The 21031-nt window shown below is 39.7% G+C and carries 20 protein-coding genes; 19 read left to right on the forward strand and 1 reads right to left on the reverse strand.

Annotated features, from left to right (window positions below; genetic code table 11):
- Nucleotides 1-123 precede the first annotated feature (123 nt).
- The 12 genes from coaBC to spoVM all read left to right on the forward strand — a co-directional run bounded on the left by coaBC (nucleotide 124) and on the right by spoVM (nucleotide 12979).
- Nucleotides 124-1332: a bifunctional phosphopantothenoylcysteine decarboxylase/phosphopantothenate--cysteine ligase CoaBC gene (gene coaBC / locus ABES02_RS03595; RefSeq protein WP_430130871.1), complete on the forward strand. Its 1209-nt coding sequence runs from the start codon at nucleotides 124-126 to the stop codon at nucleotides 1330-1332.
- Nucleotide 1333: 1 nt separating this feature from the next.
- Nucleotides 1334-3745 (forward strand): primosomal protein N', encoded by a 2412-nt coding sequence (gene priA, locus ABES02_RS03600; protein ID WP_430130873.1) that lies wholly within the window; start codon nucleotides 1334-1336, stop codon nucleotides 3743-3745.
- A gap of 120 nt (nucleotides 3746-3865) precedes the next feature.
- On the forward strand, nucleotides 3866-4351 hold the full coding sequence (gene def, locus ABES02_RS03605) for a peptide deformylase (protein WP_430130876.1): 486 nt from the start codon (nucleotides 3866-3868) through the stop codon (nucleotides 4349-4351).
- Nucleotides 4348-5292, forward strand: a complete 945-nt coding sequence (gene fmt / locus ABES02_RS03610; RefSeq protein WP_430130879.1) for a methionyl-tRNA formyltransferase — start codon at nucleotides 4348-4350, stop codon at nucleotides 5290-5292. Before def ends, fmt begins: the two co-directional genes overlap by 4 nt.
- 1 nt (nucleotide 5293) lies before the next feature.
- Complete coding sequence (gene rsmB, locus ABES02_RS03615) at nucleotides 5294-6643, forward strand: 16S rRNA (cytosine(967)-C(5))-methyltransferase RsmB (RefSeq protein ID WP_430130881.1); 1350 nt, start codon at nucleotides 5294-5296, stop codon at nucleotides 6641-6643.
- Nucleotides 6644-6646: 3 nt separating this feature from the next.
- The gene (gene rlmN, locus ABES02_RS03620; RefSeq protein WP_430130884.1) at nucleotides 6647-7738 is read left to right on the forward strand and encodes a 23S rRNA (adenine(2503)-C(2))-methyltransferase RlmN; all 1092 of its coding nucleotides are present in this window, start codon (nucleotides 6647-6649) and stop codon (nucleotides 7736-7738) included.
- A gap of 6 nt (nucleotides 7739-7744) precedes the next feature.
- The gene (locus ABES02_RS03625) at nucleotides 7745-8494 is read left to right on the forward strand and encodes a Stp1/IreP family PP2C-type Ser/Thr phosphatase (protein WP_430130887.1); all 750 of its coding nucleotides are present in this window, start codon (nucleotides 7745-7747) and stop codon (nucleotides 8492-8494) included.
- A 6-nt stretch (nucleotides 8495-8500) separates the two neighbouring features.
- A complete protein-coding gene (gene pknB, locus ABES02_RS03630; protein ID WP_430130890.1) occupies nucleotides 8501-10480 on the forward strand; it encodes a Stk1 family PASTA domain-containing Ser/Thr kinase in 1980 nt (659 codons plus the stop codon).
- 71 nt (nucleotides 10481-10551) lie between these two features.
- Nucleotides 10552-11433 (forward strand): ribosome small subunit-dependent GTPase A, encoded by an 882-nt coding sequence (gene rsgA / locus ABES02_RS03635; protein ID WP_430130893.1) that lies wholly within the window; start codon nucleotides 10552-10554, stop codon nucleotides 11431-11433.
- 2 nt (nucleotides 11434-11435) lie between these two features.
- Nucleotides 11436-12080 (forward strand): ribulose-phosphate 3-epimerase, encoded by a 645-nt coding sequence (gene rpe, locus ABES02_RS03640; protein WP_430130895.1) that lies wholly within the window; start codon nucleotides 11436-11438, stop codon nucleotides 12078-12080.
- Between the two features lie 61 nt (nucleotides 12081-12141).
- A complete protein-coding gene (locus tag ABES02_RS03645) occupies nucleotides 12142-12789 on the forward strand; it encodes a thiamine diphosphokinase (RefSeq protein ID WP_430130898.1) in 648 nt (215 codons plus the stop codon).
- Between the two features lie 106 nt (nucleotides 12790-12895).
- Entirely contained in the window at nucleotides 12896-12979 is an 84-nt protein-coding gene (gene spoVM / locus ABES02_RS03650) for a stage V sporulation protein SpoVM (RefSeq protein WP_007087787.1), read from the forward strand.
- Nucleotides 12980-13105: 126 nt separating this feature from the next.
- On the opposite strand, the gene rpmB is transcribed toward spoVM, so the two are convergent.
- Nucleotides 13106-13294: a 50S ribosomal protein L28 gene (gene rpmB, locus ABES02_RS03655; RefSeq protein WP_007087786.1), complete on the reverse strand. Its 189-nt coding sequence runs from the start codon at nucleotides 13292-13294 to the stop codon at nucleotides 13106-13108.
- 224 nt (nucleotides 13295-13518) lie between these two features.
- On the opposite strand from rpmB, the gene ABES02_RS03660 reads away from it, so the two are divergent.
- From ABES02_RS03660 to plsX, 7 genes are all read left to right on the forward strand, one after another.
- Nucleotides 13519-13881 carry an Asp23/Gls24 family envelope stress response protein gene (locus ABES02_RS03660; RefSeq protein WP_144548976.1) on the forward strand — a complete coding sequence of 121 codons (363 nt, stop codon included), beginning with the start codon at nucleotides 13519-13521 and terminating at the stop codon, nucleotides 13879-13881.
- Between the two features lie 35 nt (nucleotides 13882-13916).
- Complete coding sequence (locus ABES02_RS03665) at nucleotides 13917-15590, forward strand: DAK2 domain-containing protein (RefSeq protein ID WP_430130901.1); 1674 nt, start codon at nucleotides 13917-13919, stop codon at nucleotides 15588-15590.
- A gap of 113 nt (nucleotides 15591-15703) precedes the next feature.
- Nucleotides 15704-16366 carry an L-serine ammonia-lyase, iron-sulfur-dependent subunit beta gene (gene sdaAB / locus ABES02_RS03670; protein WP_430130904.1) on the forward strand — a complete coding sequence of 221 codons (663 nt, stop codon included), beginning with the start codon at nucleotides 15704-15706 and terminating at the stop codon, nucleotides 16364-16366.
- Between the two features lie 21 nt (nucleotides 16367-16387).
- Nucleotides 16388-17278 carry an L-serine ammonia-lyase, iron-sulfur-dependent, subunit alpha gene (sdaAA, locus tag ABES02_RS03675; RefSeq protein WP_430130906.1) on the forward strand — a complete coding sequence of 297 codons (891 nt, stop codon included), beginning with the start codon at nucleotides 16388-16390 and terminating at the stop codon, nucleotides 17276-17278.
- Nucleotides 17268-19316: an ATP-dependent DNA helicase RecG gene (recG, locus tag ABES02_RS03680; RefSeq protein ID WP_430130908.1), complete on the forward strand. Its 2049-nt coding sequence runs from the start codon at nucleotides 17268-17270 to the stop codon at nucleotides 19314-19316. Before sdaAA ends, recG begins: the two co-directional genes overlap by 11 nt.
- A gap of 120 nt (nucleotides 19317-19436) precedes the next feature.
- Nucleotides 19437-20003 (forward strand): transcription factor FapR, encoded by a 567-nt coding sequence (gene fapR, locus ABES02_RS03685; protein WP_430130911.1) that lies wholly within the window; start codon nucleotides 19437-19439, stop codon nucleotides 20001-20003.
- 12 nt (nucleotides 20004-20015) lie between these two features.
- On the forward strand, nucleotides 20016-21020 hold the full coding sequence (gene plsX, locus ABES02_RS03690; RefSeq protein WP_430130914.1) for a phosphate acyltransferase PlsX: 1005 nt from the start codon (nucleotides 20016-20018) through the stop codon (nucleotides 21018-21020).
- The last annotated feature ends 11 nt before the right edge of the window (nucleotides 21021-21031 follow it).

Consider the following 21031-nt stretch of genomic DNA (forward strand, 5'->3'; position numbering starts at 1 on the left):
GGAAGGCATGACTCTCAAGGGCTAACACCTTAACTGTCAGCCTTTTTTATTTTGAAAAATAGCTTACATTCTAGCATAATTAAAGATATGAAAATGTATTGGATTAGAAGTGGGGGTTTTACCATGATAACAGATAAAAAAATACTATTATGTGTGACCGGAGGTATTGCAGTCTACAAGGCAGCAGCCTTGACCAGTAAGCTTGTTCAAGCAGGGGCGCAAGTAAAAGTAATATTAAGTGAATCGGCAGCTAAGTTTGTTACCCCATTAACCTTTCAGGCATTATCCCGCAATGAAGTTTATACGGATACTTTTGATGAAAAGAAACCGCAAGTCATCGCCCATATTGACCTAGCTGACTGGGCAGATCTCATCCTTGTTGCACCAGCAACAGCTAATACGATTGCTAAGCTGGCGAGTGGAATTGCCGATAATATGATCACGACTACCTTGCTTGCTGCAACGGCTCCTGTTTGGATTGCTCCAGCCATGAATGTGCATATGTACGACCATCCAGCGGTGAAGAATAATCTTTCCGTCTTAGCTAAGTTTGGATATCAATTCATTGAACCAAGTGAAGGCTATCTTGCTTGCGGTTATGTTGGGAAAGGCCGACTGGAGGAGCCTGAAAAAATTGTGGAATTGATTCAAATCTTTTTCAAAAATAAGAACATGTTGCCGCTAAAGGGAAAAACGGTTTTAGTTACTGCTGGACCAACACGAGAGAAGATTGATCCTGTCCGGTTTATTTCAAATCACTCAACTGGGAAAATGGGGTACGCTCTTGCAGAAGAGGCAAGAAAACAAGGTGCCGATGTTATTTTAGTTTCAGGTCCTGTGCAAATACCCGCACCTGCAGGAGTAGATGTGGTGAAAGTAGAAAGTGCAGAAGAAATGTTCGAAGCGGTCCTAAATTTTTATGGGCGTGCAGATATCGTAATTAAAACAGCAGCGGTTGCCGACTATCGCCCTAAAAACGCTTTTGATTATAAAGTGAAAAAGAAGCCAGGTGACTCCAGTATTGAATTAGAAAGAACGAAAGATATTTTATATGAACTTGGGCAGAGGAAGAAGCATCAATTTCTGATTGGGTTTGCTGCAGAGACAGATCATTTAGAAGAATATGCACGAAAGAAATTAGTGGCAAAAAATGCGGATATGATTGTTGCCAATAATGTCAAAACAGAAGGCGCCGGCTTTGGAACGGATACCAACATCGTAACGCTTTTCAAACGGGATGGTTCTGTAACTACATTACCAATGATGTCAAAAACAGCGGTGGCCGGAAAAATTATTGAAGAAACTACTTCACTTTTGAAGGATATGAAATGAAATGGAAATTGCAGCGGTAATCGTAGATGTTCCAACAAAACAAACGGATAAAGCCTTTGATTACCTCATCCCTGAGCGGTGGAGGGAAGTCATTCAGCCTGGAATGAGAGTGGTGGTTCCGTTTGGACCTAGGAATATTCAAGGTTTTGTTACTGAGGTAAAAGCTGAATCCGAATTCAAACAACTCAGGGAGATCATTGAGCCGATGGATCTTGAGCCAGTATTAAATCAGGAATTATTAGAGCTTGGGAACTGGTTAACTGAAAATACTCTTTGCTTTAAAATTTTTGCTTATCAGGTTATGCTGCCTGCAGCATTAAAAGCGAAATATGAAAAAAAAGTAAAGCTTACAAAAGGGGTCGACGTTTCCAATTTACCCGAAGGGCTTAAAGGTTATTTTGAAAACAAAGGAATGCTTGATTGGGAAGAAGCTTTAAAAAGTGGAATTGTTTCGCTTCTTCAACGTGAAACAGCAAAAGGGCATCTTGAGGTTATTTATGCAGTGAAGGAAAAGGTAAAAAAGAAACAGGTGAAATACGTTCGACCGCTCATTTCACAGCTTGAATTAAAGGAAGAAATGGAACGCCTGCCTGGTAATGCTGAAAAGCAAAAGCTGGTATTATCTTATTTTCTTGAACATGAACATGCTATCGAATTGAGTAAACTCGTCGCAACTGTTAAAACCTCAACATCCACTGTAAAAGCTTTGATTGATAAAAAGCTGCTCACTGAGTTCGAAATGGAGGTTTATCGTGATCCTTATGAAAACCGAACGTTTGAAAGGTCACAGCCTTTACCATTAACAGATGCTCAAACTACAGCAATTGGTCCAATTCTTAATGCCATTGAAACAGAGAAACATGAAGTATTTTTACTTTATGGGGTTACAGGAAGCGGTAAGACGGAAATTTACCTTCAGTCCATTCAGGAGGTTATTGAGAAAGGTCAAGAGGCGATTGTTCTTGTTCCAGAAATCTCACTCACTCCGCAAATGGTCAATCGTTTCAAAGGCAGATTTGGAGACTTAGTTGCCGTATTACACAGTGGTTTGTCAGCAGGGGAAAAATATGATGAATGGCGAAAGATTCAGCGTAAAGAAGTAAAAGTTGTGGTTGGAGCAAGGTCGGCTATATTTGCTCCGTTTGAGAACCTAGGAATTATCATTATTGATGAAGAGCATGAGACAAGCTATAAACAAGAGGAAATGCCACGGTATCATGCGAAGGATGTTGCAATCGAACGGGCGAAAACGTACAACTGCCCTGTCGTTCTTGGGAGTGCGACTCCGTCTCTTGAATCGTTTGCCAGAGCGCAAAAAAAGGTTTACCATCTTTTATCATTGCCCACTAGAATGAATAACCAAACACTGCCATCGGTCGACATTATCGATATGCGCGAGGAGCTCCGTGAAGGAAATCGATCGATGTTTTCTCGGAAACTTTTCGAAATGCTGAAGGATAGAATCGAGAAAAAGCAGCAAACCGTTTTATTTTTAAATAAACGCGGTCATTCTTCGTTTGTTATGTGTCGGGATTGCGGCTATGTTGTAAATTGCCCAAATTGTGAAATCTCACTTACATATCACCGCGCCGGCAAGCAAATGAAATGCCATTATTGCGGCTATGAAAGCTATGTGCCTAACGTTTGTCCTGAATGCACAAGTGAGTACATTCGTTATTTTGGTACGGGAACACAAAAGGTCGAGGATGAACTCGGTAAAATATTGCCTGAGGCTAGGGTTATTCGGATGGATGTTGATACTACGGGAAGAAAGGGTTCACATGAGCGGCTCTTAAAAGATTTCCAGGATGGTAAGGCTGATATTTTATTAGGAACACAAATGATCGCGAAAGGATTAGATTTTCCTAATATTACGCTTGTAGGTGTCCTTTCCGCTGATACGATGCTGCATTTACAAGATTTCAGGTCCTCGGAAAAAACATTCCAATTGTTGACACAGGTCAGTGGCCGGGCAGGAAGGCATCAATTGCCAGGTGAGGTTATTATCCAAACCTATACGCCTGAACACTATAGTATTGAACTAGCAGGGAAACAAGACTATGATCTTTTTTATCAGCGTGAGATGATGGTTCGAAAAATGCATCATTATCCGCCATTTTATTATCTTTCACTGATTACTGTCAGTCATGAGCAACTTTTGACAGTCGTAAACGTAACAGAGCAGATCGTGAATTATCTCCGCTCGCAAATTTCAAACGAGGCAGTTGTTTTGGGACCTGCTGCATCTCCAATTCCAAGGATAAATAATAGATATCGTTATCAATGTCTGATAAAATACAAGCGGGAAACGAACCTAAATGCTGCGCTAAAAATCGTTCTTGATCAGCATCAAAAAGATGCAGCTAAAGGTCTTCAAGTTTCGATCGACTTAAACCCGTTTATCTTAATGTAATAGTGGCGAAAATATTATAAAGCGGAAGCGCCTTGACCAGGGGCTTATGACCTCGAGCCCCTAGGCGCTGTAGCTAGGCAGTAATCGAAGTTGAATAACGAATTTATTGGAGGAAAAGTTTTGGCAATACGAAAAATTGTAATCCATCCGGCTGAAATCCTTGAGCAGAAATGCCAAGAAGTTATCAAGTTTGATCGGAAACTTGGGAAATTGCTTGATGATATGTACGATACGATGATTGAACACGATGGGGTGGGGCTTGCTGCACCGCAGATAGGAATAGATGCAAGAATAGCGATCGTGGATATTGATGACGAATTAGGAACGATCGAAATGATTAATCCTCAAATTATAGGAACTTCAGGAGAACAGACTGGACCAGAAGGCTGTTTAAGCTTTCCTGGCTTGTTTGGTGAAGTTACCAGACCTAATTACGTAAAAATCGAAGCATTTGACCGCAAAGGCCGAAAATACACGCTCGAAGCAGAAGAATTTCTAGCCAGAGCTGTTCAACATGAAATCGATCATCTTGACGGGATTTTATTCACAACTAAAGTATCGAGATACCTTGAGGAAGATGAGTTAAAAGGAGTAGAAAGTGAATGACGAAAATAGTATTTATGGGTACACCAGATTTTTCTGTACCGGTACTTAGACAAATTATAGAGGACGGCTATGAAGTCATTGGCGTTGTAACACAGCCAGACCGGCCGGTAGGAAGAAAAAAAGTGTTAACACCTCCTCCAGTTAAGGTAGAAGCCTTAAAACAAGGAATTCCCGTCTTTCAACCAGAAAAAATCCGTCAAGAAGAAGAGCTTCAGAAGATCCTCTCTCTAAACCCAGATTTAATTGTTACGGCAGCTTTTGGTCAAATTTTACCCAAAAAATTATTAGATGCACCAGCGCATGGTTGTATTAATGTTCATGCTTCTCTCCTTCCTGAATTGCGCGGCGGGGCTCCCATCCACTATGCGATAATGCAAGGGAAAAAGAAAACCGGAATTACCATCATGTACATGGTGGAAAAACTGGACGCAGGTGATATTTTAACAACTGTGGAAGTTCCGATAACAGAAGAAGACAATGTAGGTACACTCCATGTTAAGCTAAGTACAGCGGGAGCCAAGTTATTATCAGAGACATTGCCGCTCCTGTTAGAAGGAAAATTAAAACCGATTCCTCAAAATGATGGGGAAGCCACCTTTGCTGCAAATATTAAAAGGGAGCAAGAAAAGATTAATTGGTCAAAAACAGGGGAAGAAATTTATAACCACATCCGTGGCTTAAACCCTTGGCCAGTAGCTTTTACATCAATGGAAGGACAAGTATTAAAAATTTGGCGTGCAGAAAAAATTTCAGGTCTAAAGAGCGAGGAGCCTGGAACAATAGTAAAAATAGAATCGGATGGGTTTACAGTGAGTACCGGTAATGATACTTCCCTTAAAATCATAGAACTTCAGCCTTCCGGAAAAACAAAAATGCTAAGCGATCAATTTTTAAGGGGAGCAGGTTCTAAAATTTCAATAGGCCGAAAACTGGGGGAATAAGATGACATCAAAGAAAAATAATGTACGTGAAACGGCAATGGATTTGCTAACAGCCATTGAGAAAAATCAATCCTATAGTAATTTGCTTCTTAACACCACCATTGAGAAAAATGATTTGTCACCAAAAGATGTGGGATTGTTAACAGAGTTGACATATGGAACATTACAAAGAAGAATGGCACTTGACTTCTTTTTAAGGCCGTTTATCAAGGATAATAAAAAATTAGCCGATTGGATTCACCATTTACTCAGAATGACGCTGTATCAAATGGTTTATCTCGATAAAATTCCGGATCGTGCCGCTATTTTTGAAGCGGTTGAAATAGCTAAAAAACGCGGGCATAAAGGAATTGCCAGCTTGGTAAATGGAGTGCTTAGAAGCATACAAAGAGAAGGACTTCCCTCATTAAATGAAGTTGCTGACCCTATTGAACGTCTTTCACTTGAAACTAGTCATCCGTTATGGCTAGTTACAAGATGGGTTAATCAATTTGGGTATGATAAAACAAAAGAGATGTGTTTATTGAATTTAACAGCACCCATGCAAACAGCTAGGGTGAATCTCACAAAGATTTCTAGAGATGAATGTGTTACGATGCTGGAGGAAGATGGCTTTCAAATCGAAAAAAGTCCGGTTATTCCTGAGGCGATAAGGTGTTTAAAGGGAAATCTTGCTTCAACCCTTGCCTTTAAATACGGAATGCTTACGATACAAGATGAAAGTTCAATGCTTGCCACCTATGCATTAGGAGCAGAACAAAACGAATTTGTCCTTGATGCTTGTGCAGCACCAGGTGGAAAAAGTACGCATATTGCCGAAAAAATGGATAATACCGGTGAAGTCATTTCTGTTGACCTTCATCAGCATAAAGTAAAGTTAATCAATGAAAATGCCCGTCGTTTAGGGTTATCCAATATCAAAACAAATGTATCGGATTCCAGACTTTTACAGGAAAAGTTCCAGGATGAATCCTTCCATCGAATTCTACTCGATGCACCATGTTCAGGTCTTGGCGTGATGCGGAGGAAGCCTGACATGAAATATACGAAAACAGAAAAGGATTTAGAACGATTAAGCAGTATCCAGCAAAATCTGTTAATGTCTGTTGCTCCTTTATTAAAAAAAGGTGGAACACTTGTATATAGCACTTGCACGGTAGATAAAGAGGAAAATGAACATACAGTGAAGACATTTTTGGAAAACAATCCTGAGTTTGAAGGGGATGTATCATTCAAAAGCCGGATGCCTGAAGCAGTTCAACCTTTGATTAACGGCTTTGATCTTCAAATTTTTCCGCAGGATTTTGGATCAGATGGTTTTTATATTGCAGTTTTAAGAAAGAAGGTGTAGGTGTTGGAACAATTAAACACAACTGAGACTAACACAACAATGGACATAAAGAAAAAATCGATTTATTCACTTGAGCTTCACGAATTAAAGGAATGGTTGTCTGAAAATGGAGAGAAGCCATTTCGGGCGGAACAAATTTTTGATTGGCTTTATATAAAAAGAATAACCAGCTTTGAAGACATGAGCAATGTATCAAAGGGATTAAGAGATAAGCTAACGAATCAATTTCAGCTGACCCCCTTGAATACAGTTATCCAACAAACTTCTTCTGATGGAACGATAAAATTCCTGTTTGAGCTTCATGATGGATATTCAATTGAAACGGTCCTCATGCGCCATGATTATGGGAACTCAGTTTGTGTTACGACCCAGGTTGGCTGCCGTATAGGTTGTACTTTCTGTGCTTCAACTCTTGGAGGGTTGAAAAGGCATTTGGAAGCTGGAGAAATTGTCGCCCAAGTTGTTAAAGTTCAACAAGCACTTGATGAAACAGATGAGCGCGTCAGCTCGGTTGTAATCATGGGTATTGGAGAACCGTTTGATAACTATGACAATATGCTTTCATTTTTAAAAATTATTAATCATGAAAAAGGGTTGAATATTGGAGCCCGTCATATTACCGTTTCAACAAGCGGTATCATTCCAAAGATTTATCAATTTGCCGATGAAAATATGCAAATCAATTTCGCCATATCACTGCACGCACCGAATACCGAATTAAGATCTAGGCTAATGCCGATTAATAAAGCCTATAAACTTGATGACTTAATGAAAGCAGTGCGGTATTATATCGATAAGACAGGTAGGCGTATAAGCTTTGAATATGGGCTTTTCGGCGGTGTAAATGATACAACCGAGCATGCCGAAGAACTTGCTGCCTTACTAAAAGGGGTCAAGTGCCATGTAAATCTTATTCCTGTGAACTATGTTCCTGAAAGGGATTATGTTCGTACGCCAAGAGATAAAATTTTTGCTTTTGAAAAAACACTGAAAAACCGAGGTATTAATGTAACAATCCGCCGAGAGCAGGGGTCAGATATAGATGCAGCATGTGGACAGCTTCGTGCAAAGGAGCGGAAAGAGGAGACGAGGTGACAAAGAGTGAAGGCTGTTTTTAAAACGGACCAAGGAAGAGTTCGCCAGAATAATGAGGATAGTGTTGGAACTTTTGTCAACCGAGACGGTCACCGCCTTGCCATTGTAGCGGATGGTATGGGTGGTCACCGTGCCGGTGATGTTGCGAGTAAAATGACTGTTTCACATTTGCAGGAAATGTGGGAGCAGACTGAAGGGATTAAAACTGCAGACCAAGCCGAAGCGTGGCTGAAAAAGCATATTCTTGAGGTTAATCATTTGGTATTTGAACACTCCAGAAATAACCAGGAATGTGAAGGAATGGGTACAACGATTGAAGCGGTAATCGCAACAGAAAATTTCACAACGATAGCTCATGTAGGAGATAGTCGATGTTACATCTTAAATGACTCTGGTTTCCAGCAGTTAACGGAAGACCATACTCTTGTAAATGAATTAGTCCGAACTGGACAAATCACGAAAGAGGATGCAGAACATCACCCCCGTAAAAATTGGATCTTGCGAGCATTAGGAACAGAGCAGGATGTGAAAATTGATACTAAAACTATCATGTTCGAAGAGGGAGACTTTCTGCTAATTTGTTCCGATGGTTTATCTAATAAAGTAACGGATACTGAAATGGTTAATATTCTTCAAAATCAGGATTCACTTGAACTAAAAGCTCAAGATTTAATAAACATGGCAAATGAAAATGGTGGAGAAGATAACATTACCCTAATCATATTAGAGTTTAATGATGAAAATGAAAGAGGGTGATGATGAATGATCATTGGGAAAAGAATAAGCGGCCGCTATAAAATCCTTGAAATGATTGGTGGAGGCGGTATGGCAAACGTGTATCTTGCTCATGATATGATTTTGGACAGAGATGTTGCCGTCAAAATGCTTCGCCTTGATTTTGTAAATGATGAGGAATTTATTAAACGCTTTCATAGAGAGGCTCAATCAGCTACTAGTCTTGCCCATCCGAATATTGTCAGCATTTTCGATGTTGGTGAAGAAGATACTCTTTACTATATTGTCATGGAATACGTAAATGGGCAAACCTTAAAACAATACATACAGCAGCAATCACCTCTTCGAGTGGAAGAAGCTATTGACATAATGATGCAATTGACATCTGCCATTTCCCATGCCCACCAAAATCACATTATTCATCGCGATATTAAGCCCCATAATATCTTAATTGACCGGGAAGGTAATGTGAAAATCACTGATTTTGGTATCGCTATGGCACTTAGTGCAACTAGCATCACACAGACCAATTCTGTACTTGGCTCTGTGCATTATTTATCGCCGGAACAGGCACGCGGGGGTATGGCCAATCGGAAATCAGATATTTATTCTTTAGGGATTGTCATGTTTGAACTCTTAACAGGAAGGCTTCCATTTTCAGGGGAATCCGCTGTTTCCATTGCCTTGAAGCATCTTCAATCTGAGACCCCTTCGGTTAGACGCTGGAATCCTAATATCCCGCAGAGCGTTGAAAATATTGTCCTGAAGGCAACCGCAAAAGATCAATTCCACCGATATAATAGTGTGGAAGAAATGGAAGAGGACCTTAGGACAGCACTCGACTCTGAGAGACTGGATGAGCCCAAGTTTATGATTCCGATTGATGATGAAGCAACGAAGGCAATTCCAATTATTACGAATGATAAGCCATTAAAAAATCTTGATGAAACATTAGTCCATAGTAATGAGAAGCCGGTAATGAAACAAGAGAAACCAGCAAAAAAAGAGAAAAATGAAAATAAAAAACGAAAAAAGTGGCCGATAATTTTAATATCTACCTTTATTGTTCTTGCCATTCTAGGAATATTAACTATTACTTTATTACCTGGCTTATTATCAGCTAATGACGTTAAAATTCCAGATGTAAGCAGGATGAATGTAGATGATGCTATTTCTAAGCTAAAATTAAAAGGGTTGGAAGTTAGCGACCAAATTGAAATAACTGATGAAGAAGTTCAGAAAGGGAAAGTTATAAAGACCGACCCTGAGGCTGGTTCTACCGTAAAGGAAAATTCAAAAATCACTCTTTACGTAAGTTCAGGTAAAGAAAAATATGAACTATCTGATTATGTAGGAAGACAATATGATGATGTGATTCGTTTATTAGAAAATGAAAATTTTAAAGAAATAACGAAAGTGGAGAAGAACGATGATAGGGAGCCGGGAACCATTATCAGTCAGAATCCACCCGGAGGAGAAAAAGTAGTTCCTGAAGAGACCGTATTAGAATTCGAAGTTAGTAAAGGACCAGAAATAATTGCCTTAAAGGACCTCACCCAATACAATTTAAAGGGCGCTCAGGACTATGCCTCACTAGTAGGACTTACTTTAGATTCGTCTGAAGAAAAGTATGATGAAAATATCCCGGCAGGAATGGTCATATCTCAATCACCTGCCCCAGGAACAGAATTGAGAAAAGGTGACAAGGTTAAGGTTATTATTTCAAAAGGAAAAGAGCAAAAGCCGCCAAGAGAGGTAATCAAAGAAATCACCATTGATTATGATCCTGCTATACCTGGAGAACCTGGACAAAAACAAGATGTTATTATTTACATTGAAGATATGAACCATAGTATGACAGAACCGGCAGAAACCTTTTCAATCACGGAGACGACCAAAAAGCAAATTAAATTATTAATTCCTTACGGAAAAAAAGCCGGTTATAAAGTCATGCGAGATATGAAAGTAATTGCGGAAGAAACAATAAGTTATGATGATACAGAATAAAAATGATTACACTCGTAAAAATTTTAATAGTAGAATTACGTTAGGTAAGTTTAAAGGCAAGGAGTGTGGCTATGCCTGAAGGAAAAATTGTAAAGGCGTTAAGTGGGTTTTATTATGTTTTTCATAATGACGAATTAATTCAATGCCGTGGCCGAGGGGTCTTCAGAAAGAATAAAGTGACCCCTTTAGTCGGGGATGAGGTCGTTTTTCAAGCTGAAAATGAATTGGAAGGCTATATTCTTGAAGTGAAAGAACGGAAAAATGAGTTGGTCCGTCCGCCGATTGCGAATGTTGACCAAGCGATTCTTGTGTTCTCAGCCGTTGAACCAGACTTCAGTACCGTTCTATTAGATCGATTTCTCGTCTTAGTCGAATTTAACCATATCGAACCACTAATTTGTATAACAAAAATGGACTTAACAAGCAGCGAACAAAAAAAATTAATTATGGACTATGCAGCGCAATATCAAACAGCTGGATATGAAGTGATTCTCACTTCATCGGAAACAGAAACAGGGATTGAACAGTTAAATCCGCACTTAGAAAATAAAATCTCTGTTTTTGCAGGCCAGTCAGGTGTCGGGAAATCCTCTTTACTTAATGTACTAAGACCTGATCTCGAATTAAAAACAAATGATATCTCGTCACATTTGGGAAGAGGAAAGCATACGACCAGGCATGTGGAACTAATTAAAATAGGAAATGGTCTTGTTGCCGATACACCTGGGTTTAGTTCCTTAGAATTCACCAATATCGATGCGGAAGACTTAACTTCCTGTTTTCCCGAATTGCAAGAAGCAAGTGAAAATTGTAAATTTCGCGGCTGCCTCCATATCAGTGAACCAAAATGCGGTGTGAAGCAAGCTGTTGAATCTGGGGAAATTCCAACTTATCGCTATGAACATTATGTTGATTTCCTTCAAGAAATAAAAGATAGAAAGCCGAGGTATTAACCATGGTGAAAATAGCACCTTCGATCCTTTCAGCCGATTTTTCAAAATTGGGGGAAGAAATTTTAGCGGTGGAAAAGGGTGGAGCCGATTACATTCATGTTGATGTCATGGATGGTCACTTTGTTCCAAATATTACCATTGGACCTTTAATTGTAGAAGCGATTCGTCCGATTACTCAGCTGCCGCTTGACGTACATCTAATGATTGAAAATCCAGATCAATATATTGAAGCATTTGCGAAAGCGGGAGCGGATTATATTACTGTACATGTAGAAGCTTGCCGTCATTTGCACCGAACTATTCAAAATATTAAATCGTTTGGTGTAAAGGCAGGGGTTGTACTAAATCCTGCGACACCAGTCGAAACCATCCAACATATCATTGGGGATATTGATATGGTCTTATTAATGTCTGTCAATCCTGGGTTCGGGGGGCAAAAATTTATTCCCGAAGTTCTGCCGAAAATAAGGAAAGTGAAAGAAATGGCAGAGCAAAAAGGATTAAATATTGAAATTGAAATTGATGGTGGTGTAAATCCTGAGACTGCAAAACAGTGTATGGAAGCAGGGGCAAATGTTCTTGTCGCAGGATCAGCTATTTATAATGAAGAAGATTATGGGAAAGCCATTTCGTTAATACGTGGATAAAAAGAAAAAGCCGGCTTTTTAAGCTCGGCTTTTTTGTAATGGTAAAGGAGTAAAAATATATATGAATATCAATATCCTTGCCGGAGGTCCTGAAGACCTTTTTCCGGACTTACGAGAATATAATGAGGAAAATTCGATTTGGGTTGGTGTGGATAGGGGGGTTTTTCATCTCTTAAAAATGAACATTCGTCCTATTATAGCTTTCGGTGATTTTGATTCGGTGTCATCTGAGGAATTACAGTTCATTGAAAATGAGGTAAAAGAATTGAAACGGTTTAGACCCGAAAAGGATGAGACCGATATGGAACTTGCTCTCCAATGGGCTTTAGATCAAAACCCAGCAACAATCCGAATCTTCGGGGCCACCGGCGGGAGATTAGATCATTTGTTTGCCAATGTCCACCTTTTATTAAATCCGTTCAATGCCAATAATCCAGCTGACATCCTTTTAATTGACCGCTTTAACCAAGTTTTTTTGAGAGGACCGGGCACTTATACCATTGAAAAAATGAAGGCTAAAAAATATATTTCGTTTGTTCCTTTAACCCTTGATGTTACTGGTCTCACACTTAAAGGCTTTAAATTTCCATTGGAAAATCAGCATATTTCACTTGGCTCAACACTATGTATTAGTAATGAACTTATTAGTGATTATGGTACTTTTTCATTTTCCGAAGGCATATTAATAGTGATAAGAAGTCGCGATTAATATGCATTACAATTAGGTACTGTTTTCGTCCGTTTGAATAGTATGTAAGGGCGTACGAAAAAAGTTGAGATGAATAAGAAGCGGGAGATTGGTGAGGAGGGACAGTATGAAATTTTATACGATTAAACTGCCGAGATTTTTAGGCGGACTTGTCCGGGCGATGATTGGAGCGTTTAAAAAGAACGAATAGAAATATGAATGTGTTTTGGCACCCAGTTTATTTGGGTGCTTTTTATTTTAACTTAGGGGAATAATAAAATTGAGATTTTTTGTACAAAAAGAAAGGACACCCAGTGGATGTCCTTTCAGTTTCATATTAAACGCGTTCAACTTTACCTGATCTTAACGCTCTTGCAGAAACCCAAACACGCTTTGGCTTTCCATCAACAAGAATACGTACTTTTTGTAGGTTAGCACCCCATGTACGCTTGTTAGCGTTCATAGCGTGAGAACGTGCGTTACCAGTTGTGGTTTTCTTTCCAGTTACTACACATTTACGTGGCATAATGATTTCCCTCCTTAACTACCAAAAGCTTTATACAGCAATACTCAAATTTTCTAGTCTTGAGATACCTTAATAATTTAACATACAACCGTTTTGAATGCAATACTTGTATACAAACCTTTCAAGAAAAAAACCTTGACATGCAAGTATGACTTTCCATATTTAGCTGACTATAGTAAAATGACTGTAGTCAAGGAGCAATTTTTCAGGAGGGGGAACGATTCATGTCCATTGAATTGAAAACTAAGTACGGACAAATTGATATTTCAAACGAAGTAATCGCTACCATTGCTGGTGGAGCGGCAATCGAATGCTATGGAATCGTCGGTATGGCCTCTAAAAATCAAATTAAAGACGGTATTACAGAAATTTTACGTAAAGAAAACTTTACCCGCGGCGTTATCGTACGCCAGGAAAATGAGGCATTACATATTGATATGTACATTATTGTCAGCTATGGAACGAAAATTTCCGAAATTGCCCACAACGTGCAATCAAAGGTTAAATACACCCTCGATAAGACAGTTGGACTTGCCGTTGACTCGGTAAATATTTACGTTCAAGGAGTTCGTGTGACGAATCCGTAAGTTCGTGTAACGAACCTCAGTAAGGAGGAAGATTTGTGTCAATAACAGCATTAGATGGAAAACGTTTTGCCGAAATGGTGATTAAAGGAGCCAACCATTTGTCCGCGAATGCCAAAATGGTGGATGCCTTAAACGTTTTTCCTGTGCCTGACGGTGATACCGGAACGAATATGAATTTATCAATGACCTCCGGGGCAAAAGAAGTAAAAAATAATGTTCAGGAACATATAGGAAAAGTAGGGGTTGCCCTTTCAAAAGGATTGCTCATGGGAGCGCGAGGAAACTCAGGCGTCATTCTCTCCCAGCTATTCCGTGGTTTTTCAAAAGCAGTTGAAAATAAAGCAGCTATATCTGGTAAGGATTTTGCAATTGCTTTGGAAGCAGGTGTAGAAACTGCTTATAAAGCAGTTATGAAACCAGTAGAAGGTACCATTCTAACGGTGGCAAAAGATTCTGCCAAAAAGGGCGCTCAAGCTGCGCAAAATTCAAATGACATCATTGTAATTATGGAAGAGGTTTTAAAAGAGGCAAAAGCTTCTTTGAAACGTACGCCAGATTTACTTCCTGTGCTAAAGGAAGTCGGTGTAGTTGACAGCGGCGGACAAGGTCTTGTTTTCGTATACGAGGGATTTCTAGCGGAATTAAAGGGTGAAGAATTGCCAGATTCACCAAGTGCACTTCCAACAATGGATGAAATGGTCAGTGCAGAACATCATAAAAGCGTCCAAAGTCATATTAATACCGAAGATATAGAATTCGGTTATTGTACTGAATTTATGGTAAGATTTGAGACAGCTAAGACCTCTAAACATCCATTTAATGAGAGTGTATTCCGCAATGATTTAAGCAAATATGGTGATTCTTTATTAGTTATTGCTGATGAAGATGTCGTAAAAGTGCATATTCACTCCGAACAGCCGGGAGAAGTATTGTCCTATGGACAGCGTTACGGCAACTTAATTAATATGAAGATTGAAAACATGCGTCAGCAGCATTCCAATATTGTTGGTGAAACACACACTCCGCTAGTGGCGGAACGTCCGCAAGAGCAAAAGGAATATGGAATTGTTACAGTTTCCATGGGAGCAGGAATTGCAGATTTATTCAAAAGCATTGGAGCTCATGCGGTTATTGAAGGCGGTCAAACGATGAATCCAAGTACGGAGGATATCGTTAAAGCTGTAAAACAAGTAAATGCCAAAAAGGTATTTATTTTACCAAATAACAAAAATATTATAATGGCTGCAGAGCAGGCTGCGGTTGTTTCAGAAGAGGAAATCTATGTGATTCCTTCTAAAACAGTGCCCCAAGGTCTTTCGGCGATGCTTGCCTTCAATCCGTCTGCTGATGTACAGGCAAATGAAGCAGCAATGAAGGAAGCCCTTCAGCATGTGAAGACTGGTCAAATCACCTACGCTGTCAGGGATACCCAGATTGATGGTTTAGAAATTGAAAAAGATGATTTCATGGGTATTGCCGAAGGGAAAATTGTCGTAAAAAACAAGGACAAAATCGAAGCAGCCCAAAACCTGCTTTCTAAAATGTTAGATGAAGACTCCGAAATCCTAACAGTTATTTTTGGTGAAGACGTATCGGAAGATGAAGTCAATACATTAACACAATATGTGGAAGAAAATTATGGCAATGTTGAGATAGAAATCCATAATGGCCAACAACCATTATATTCTTTTATCTTTTCAATTGAATAATGAACAGATAAAATAGAAGGGGTTACACCCTTCTTTTTTATGTTGATGAGACTAGGAATTATGTTTTGAATATAATTTTAATAGATAGAATTGCGCTAAGGGAGAGAATTCTTATGAAATATAGAAGCGTGTTTGATATCATTGGCCCCGTTATGATCGGTCCTTCCAGTTCCCATACAGCGGGAGCCGCAAGAATCGGCAGGGTCGCAAGAAGTTTATTTGGCAGGGAGCCAAAATGGGCAAATATCTCTTTGTATGGTTCTTTTGCTAAAACTTATAAAGGCCATGGAACGGATGTAGCCATTGTTGGTGGATTATTAGATTTTGAGACGGATGACGTAAGAATCATTGATGCTATAGATATCGCTAAGGAAAAAGGTATCAAACTCCGATTTATTGAAGAAGATGCGGTAACTGATCATCCAAATACTGCTAGAATCATTATTGGTGACCATAATGGCGAATTAGAATTAGTTGGTATTTCCATTGGCGGTGGAAAAATTGAAGTAACGGAACTGAACGGCTTTGAACTAAAGCTTTCAGGAAATCATCCGGCCATTTTAGTTGTCCATAATGATCGATTTGGAGCCATTGCAAGTGTCGCCAACATTCTGGCAACATATGAAATCAATATTGGTCATATGGAGGTTTCGCGAAAAGAAATAGGCAAGCTCGCATTAATGACGATTGAGGTGGATCAAAATATCGATGACAAGATTCTTAACGAGCTTGAAGAGCTCCCTAATATATTAAAAGTCACCAAGATTGCTGATTAACATCAATGAGGGGGAAAAATCGTGTTTCGAAATGTAGCAGAATTAATTGAAATCGCTAATAATCAAAATAAAAAGATCTCTGAAATTATGATTGAACAGGAAGTAACCGTAACGGGCCGGTCGAGAGAAGAAGTACTCGCGGTAATGGACAGAAATCTTAGGGTAATGGAAGAGGCTGTAGAACGCGGGATTAGAGGAGTAACTTCCCATTCTGGTTTAACAGGCGGAGATGCTGTACTCCTCCAAAAATATATTGAAAAGGGTAACTTCTTAACAGGAGAAACCATTCTTGATGCCGTTAGTAAAGCGGTTGCAACCAATGAAGTAAATGCAGCAATGGGGACAATTTGTGCAACTCCGACTGCAGGATCAGCTGGAGTTGTTCCTGGCACCCTATTTGCCGTGCAAAAAAAATTAAATCCAACAAGAGAGCAAATGATTTCATTCCTGTTTACAGCTGGTGCTTTCGGCTTTGTCGTTGCTAATAATGCTTCTATTTCCGGTGCTGCAGGTGGCTGTCAAGCAGAGGTAGGCTCGGCAGCTGGGATGGCAGCTGCTGCAATCGTTGAAATGGCTGGAGGAACTCCAGAGCAATGTGCAGAGGCAATGGCCATCACATTAAAAAACATGCTTGGATTAGTATGTGACCCAGTTGCCGGTCTTGTTGAAGTGCCATGTGTCAAGCGGAACGCAATGGGCGCTGCCAACGCCATGGTAGCAGCGGATATGGCATTGGCTGGTATTACAAGCCGTATTCCATGTGATGAAGTTATTGACGCAATGTTTAAAATTGGCCAATCGATGCCATCTGCATTAAGAGAAACAGCGCAGGGAGGGTTAGCGGCTACACCTACAGGTCGAGCGCTTGAAGCAAAAATCTTTGGTATACCGCGAGTGAACAGTGAATCCTAATCTAAACCAATCAATCTCAGTTTTAAAGGGAATTGGTGAAGAAACTGCTGAAATATTTTCAGAGATGAAAATATTTTCGATCCAAGATTTGTTGGAATATTTTCCTTATCGCTATGAAGACTATTCGCTAAGAGAACTTACAGAAGTACAGCATGATGAAAAAGTGACAGTCGAAGGGAAGGTTCATAGCGAGCCTTCTCTTAACTATTATGGGAGAAAGAAATCCAAGCTGACAATTCGACTATTCGTTGGATCCTATTTAATTAAGGTGGTCTTTTTTAACCAGCCCTATTTAAAAAATAAAATTGTTATGAATGAAACGATAACCGTCACCGGTAAGTGGGATGCCCACCGGCAAACAATTACAGCAAATGAAATGCAGGCAGGTCCAAATGCGAAACACAAAGATTTTGAACCGGTCTACTCTTTAAAAGGAAAATTAACGACTAAAGGGATCCGAAAATTTATTACCCTAGCCTTTCAACAATACGGTAGCGTAATAGAGGAAACCCTACCCATTTCTTTTTTAAAAAAATATCGGCTTTTATCAAGGCGGGATGCTATTCGCGCCATGCATTTTCCCGCTGATCAAGAAGAAGTGAAACAAGCCCGGCGCCGGTTTGTATATGAGGAATTTCTCTTGTTTCAATTAAAAATGCAGGCCTTAAGAAAATTTGAGCGCGAGCATTCACCTGGTATTATCCAAAACTATGATATAAACAAAGTAAAAGAATTTATCAAGTGTCTTCCGTTTCCGCTTACCAATGCGCAAAAACGGGTCGTAAATGATATTTTAAAGGAACTTAAATCTCCTTACCGAATGAACCGTTTACTTCAAGGAGATGTTGGATCAGGGAAAACGGTCGTTGCGGCAATAGGCCTATATTCCAGCGTAACAGCAGGATTCCAAGGAGCTCTGATGGTTCCAACGGAAATCTTGGCGGAGCAGCATGCCGAATCGTTAAAGAATTTACTTGATCCTTTTGACATAAGGTGTGAACTTTTGACTAGTTCTATTAAAGGAAAACGAAGACGGGAAATTCTGCAAGAATTGGCAGCAGGAAAAGTGGATATTTTAATTGGTACGCATGCCCTTATACAGGACGAAGTTTCCTTTCAAAGATTAGGCTTTGTGATAACGGATGAACAGCATCGCTTTGGGGTTGAGCAGCGCCGAGTTTTACGGGAAAAAGGCGAAAACCCTGATGTTTTGTTCATGACAGCAACGCCAATCCCCCGGACTCTGGCGATCACGGTTTTTGGAGAAATGGATGTCAGTATCATCGATGAGATGCCTGCGGGAAGAAAAACAATTGAAACCTATTGGGCAAAACCGGAAATGCTTGAACGCGTTCTTGCCTTTGTAGAAAAAGAATTAGTCAAAGGGCATCAAGCCTATGTGATTTGTCCCTTAATTGAAGAATCGGAAAAGCTAGATGTGCAAAATGCTATTGATGTTCATACCACATTAAGCCACTATTTTCAAAATCGCTATAAAGTCGGCCTGATGCATGGGCGTCTGACCTCTGATGAAAAGGATTCAGTCATGAAAGCTTTCAGTGCAAATGAGGTTCAGGTCCTAGTTTCGACAACGGTGGTAGAAGTGGGGGTTAATGTTCCGAATGCAACGATGATGGTCATTTACGATGCAGAAAGATTTGGACTCTCCCAGCTACACCAACTCCGCGGCCGGGTCGGCAGGGGAAGTGATCAATCTTATTGTATTCTCCTAGCAAGTCCTAAATCAGAGGTCGGCCAGGAGAGAATGAGAATAATGACGGAAACGAATGATGGATTCGTTTTGAGTGAAAAGGATTTAGAGCTCAGAGGACCTGGAGATTTTTTTGGTAGAAAACAAAGCGGCGTTCCTGAATTTAAGGTTGCTGATATGGTTCATGATTATCGTGCCTTAGAAACGGCAAGAAATGATGCAGCTATGCTCATACAGTCAGAGAGCTTTTGGACCTCACCTGAATATGTATACTTAAGAAACCAACTTGAAGAATCTGGGGTTTTAGAGGGAGAAAAGTTGGATTAATTGATTATTTGAGCAATATAAAGCAGATTGTAAGAACAAAGAAATTCTTGCAATCTGCTTTTTTAAATTTTATACTACTCTTAGTACCTAGTCATAAGATTTCGGACGGTGTGGAAAATCATGCGAAGAAACAAAAAAGAGCGCCAGCAATTATTAATCTCAACCATTAATGATAATCCTTTTATTACAGACGAAGATCTCGCAGAAAAATTTCAAGTTAGTGTGCAAACGATACGTCTGGATCGGTTGGAATTATCCATTCCTGAACTTCGTGAACGAATTAAAACGGTCGCCGAAAAAAAAATTGATGATGAAGTCAGGTCCTTGCCAATCGATGAAATCATAGGTGAAATTATTGATATTGAATTAGACAAAAGTGCCATTTCCATTTTTGATGTCAAAGAGGAACATGTTTTTAAGCGAAATAATATTGCCCGTGGACACCACGTTTTTGCACAGGCAAACTCACTTGCGGTTGCAGTAATTAATGATGAATTGGCTCTTACCGCAAAAGCTAATATCCAATTTAAACGTGCTGTAAAATTGAATGAACGGGTTATTGCGAAGGCGAGAGTTATAAAAATCGATGAGAATGCTCTCAGAACTTTTGTCGAAGTGGCAAGTTTTGTGAATAATGAACTGGTATTTACCGGAGACTTTGAAATGTACCGTTCGAAAAATCGTTAAAGGATGAGCAAAATGAAACTATCAATCGATGCCATGGGCGGCGATCATGCCCCAAAAGAAATAGTCTTGGGGGCGATGAAGGCAGTCAGCACCTATCCCGATATACATATTACCCTTGTTGGGGACGAAAATAAAATTAAAGAAACATTAACAAACCATGAAAGAATTTCTATTATTCATACAACAGAGGTTATTCTAGGAACAGATGAACCTGTCAGAGCAGTCCGCCGCAAAAAAGATGCCTCCATGGTTCTTGCTGCTAAGCTCGTTGTAGATGGGGCCGCAGATGCCTGCATTTCTGCAGGCAATACGGGTGCCTTAATGGCTGCAGGTTTGTTTGTTGTTGGAAGAATCGAAGGAATTGATCGGCCAGCATTAGCACCAACCCTTCCTACTATTGGTGGGGAAGGTTTCTTGCTCCTTGATGTTGGGGCTAATGCAGACGCGAAGCCGGAGCATTTACTTCAAAATGCGATTATGGGTTCCATCTATAGCGAAAAGGTTAGAGGGGTTTCGAATCCCAGGGTGGGACTCTTAAATATTGGGACGGAAGAAAAGAAAGGGAATGAACTAACAAGAAATTCTTTTGACCTTTTAAAAAATGCTAATCTAAATTTTGTCGGGAATGTGGAAGCACGGGATTTACTCGATGGTGTTGCAGATGTTGTTGTAACAGACGGTTTCACTGGCAATATGGTTTTGAAGACAATCGAGGGAACAGCGCTTTCGATGTTTAAAATGTTAAAAACAGCTTTGATGAGCAGCTTCACAAGTAAATTAGCGGCTGCCGTATTAAAACCTAACTTAATGACATTGAAAAATAAATTGGACTATTCAGAGTATGGAGGAGCGGCCCTTTTTGGTTTGAAAGCTCCGGTTATCAAGGCACATGGTTCGTCAAATGCCCAATCTATTTTTAGTGCGATTCGCCAAACACGTGAAATGGTTCAAAAAGATGTGATTACACAAATTCAGAAGACAGTAGAAGAAACGAATACTTCCAAAATTGAACTCTAATAAGGAGTGTT

Origin of the sequence: Neobacillus pocheonensis (assembly GCF_050477905.1) — a bacterium.
Classification (GTDB): Bacteria; Bacillota; Bacilli; order Bacillales; family Cytobacillaceae; genus Neobacillus; species Neobacillus pocheonensis_A.

Coding starts and splice junctions, on each gene's coding strand:
- spoVM (WP_007087787.1), top strand. CDS start 12,896: ATGAAATTTTATACGATTAAACTGCCGAGATTTTTAGGCGGACTTGTC.
- coaBC (WP_430130871.1), top strand. CDS start 124: ATGATAACAGATAAAAAAATACTATTATGTGTGACCGGAGGTATTGCA.
- rsgA (WP_430130893.1), top strand. CDS start 10,552: ATGCCTGAAGGAAAAATTGTAAAGGCGTTAAGTGGGTTTTATTATGTT.
- ABES02_RS03660 (WP_144548976.1), top strand. CDS start 13,519: ATGTCCATTGAATTGAAAACTAAGTACGGACAAATTGATATTTCAAAC.
- plsX (WP_430130914.1), top strand. CDS start 20,016: ATGAAACTATCAATCGATGCCATGGGCGGCGATCATGCCCCAAAAGAA.
- sdaAB (WP_430130904.1), top strand. CDS start 15,704: ATGAAATATAGAAGCGTGTTTGATATCATTGGCCCCGTTATGATCGGT.
- rsmB (WP_430130881.1), top strand. CDS start 5,294: ATGACATCAAAGAAAAATAATGTACGTGAAACGGCAATGGATTTGCTA.
- ABES02_RS03645 (WP_430130898.1), top strand. CDS start 12,142: ATGAATATCAATATCCTTGCCGGAGGTCCTGAAGACCTTTTTCCGGAC.
- rpmB (WP_007087786.1), bottom strand. CDS start 13,294: ATGCCACGTAAATGTGTAGTAACTGGAAAGAAAACCACAACTGGTAAC.
- pknB (WP_430130890.1), top strand. CDS start 8,501: ATGATCATTGGGAAAAGAATAAGCGGCCGCTATAAAATCCTTGAAATG.
- rpe (WP_430130895.1), top strand. CDS start 11,436: ATGGTGAAAATAGCACCTTCGATCCTTTCAGCCGATTTTTCAAAATTG.
- fapR (WP_430130911.1), top strand. CDS start 19,437: ATGCGAAGAAACAAAAAAGAGCGCCAGCAATTATTAATCTCAACCATT.
- priA (WP_430130873.1), top strand. CDS start 1,334: ATGGAAATTGCAGCGGTAATCGTAGATGTTCCAACAAAACAAACGGAT.
- fmt (WP_430130879.1), top strand. CDS start 4,348: ATGACGAAAATAGTATTTATGGGTACACCAGATTTTTCTGTACCGGTA.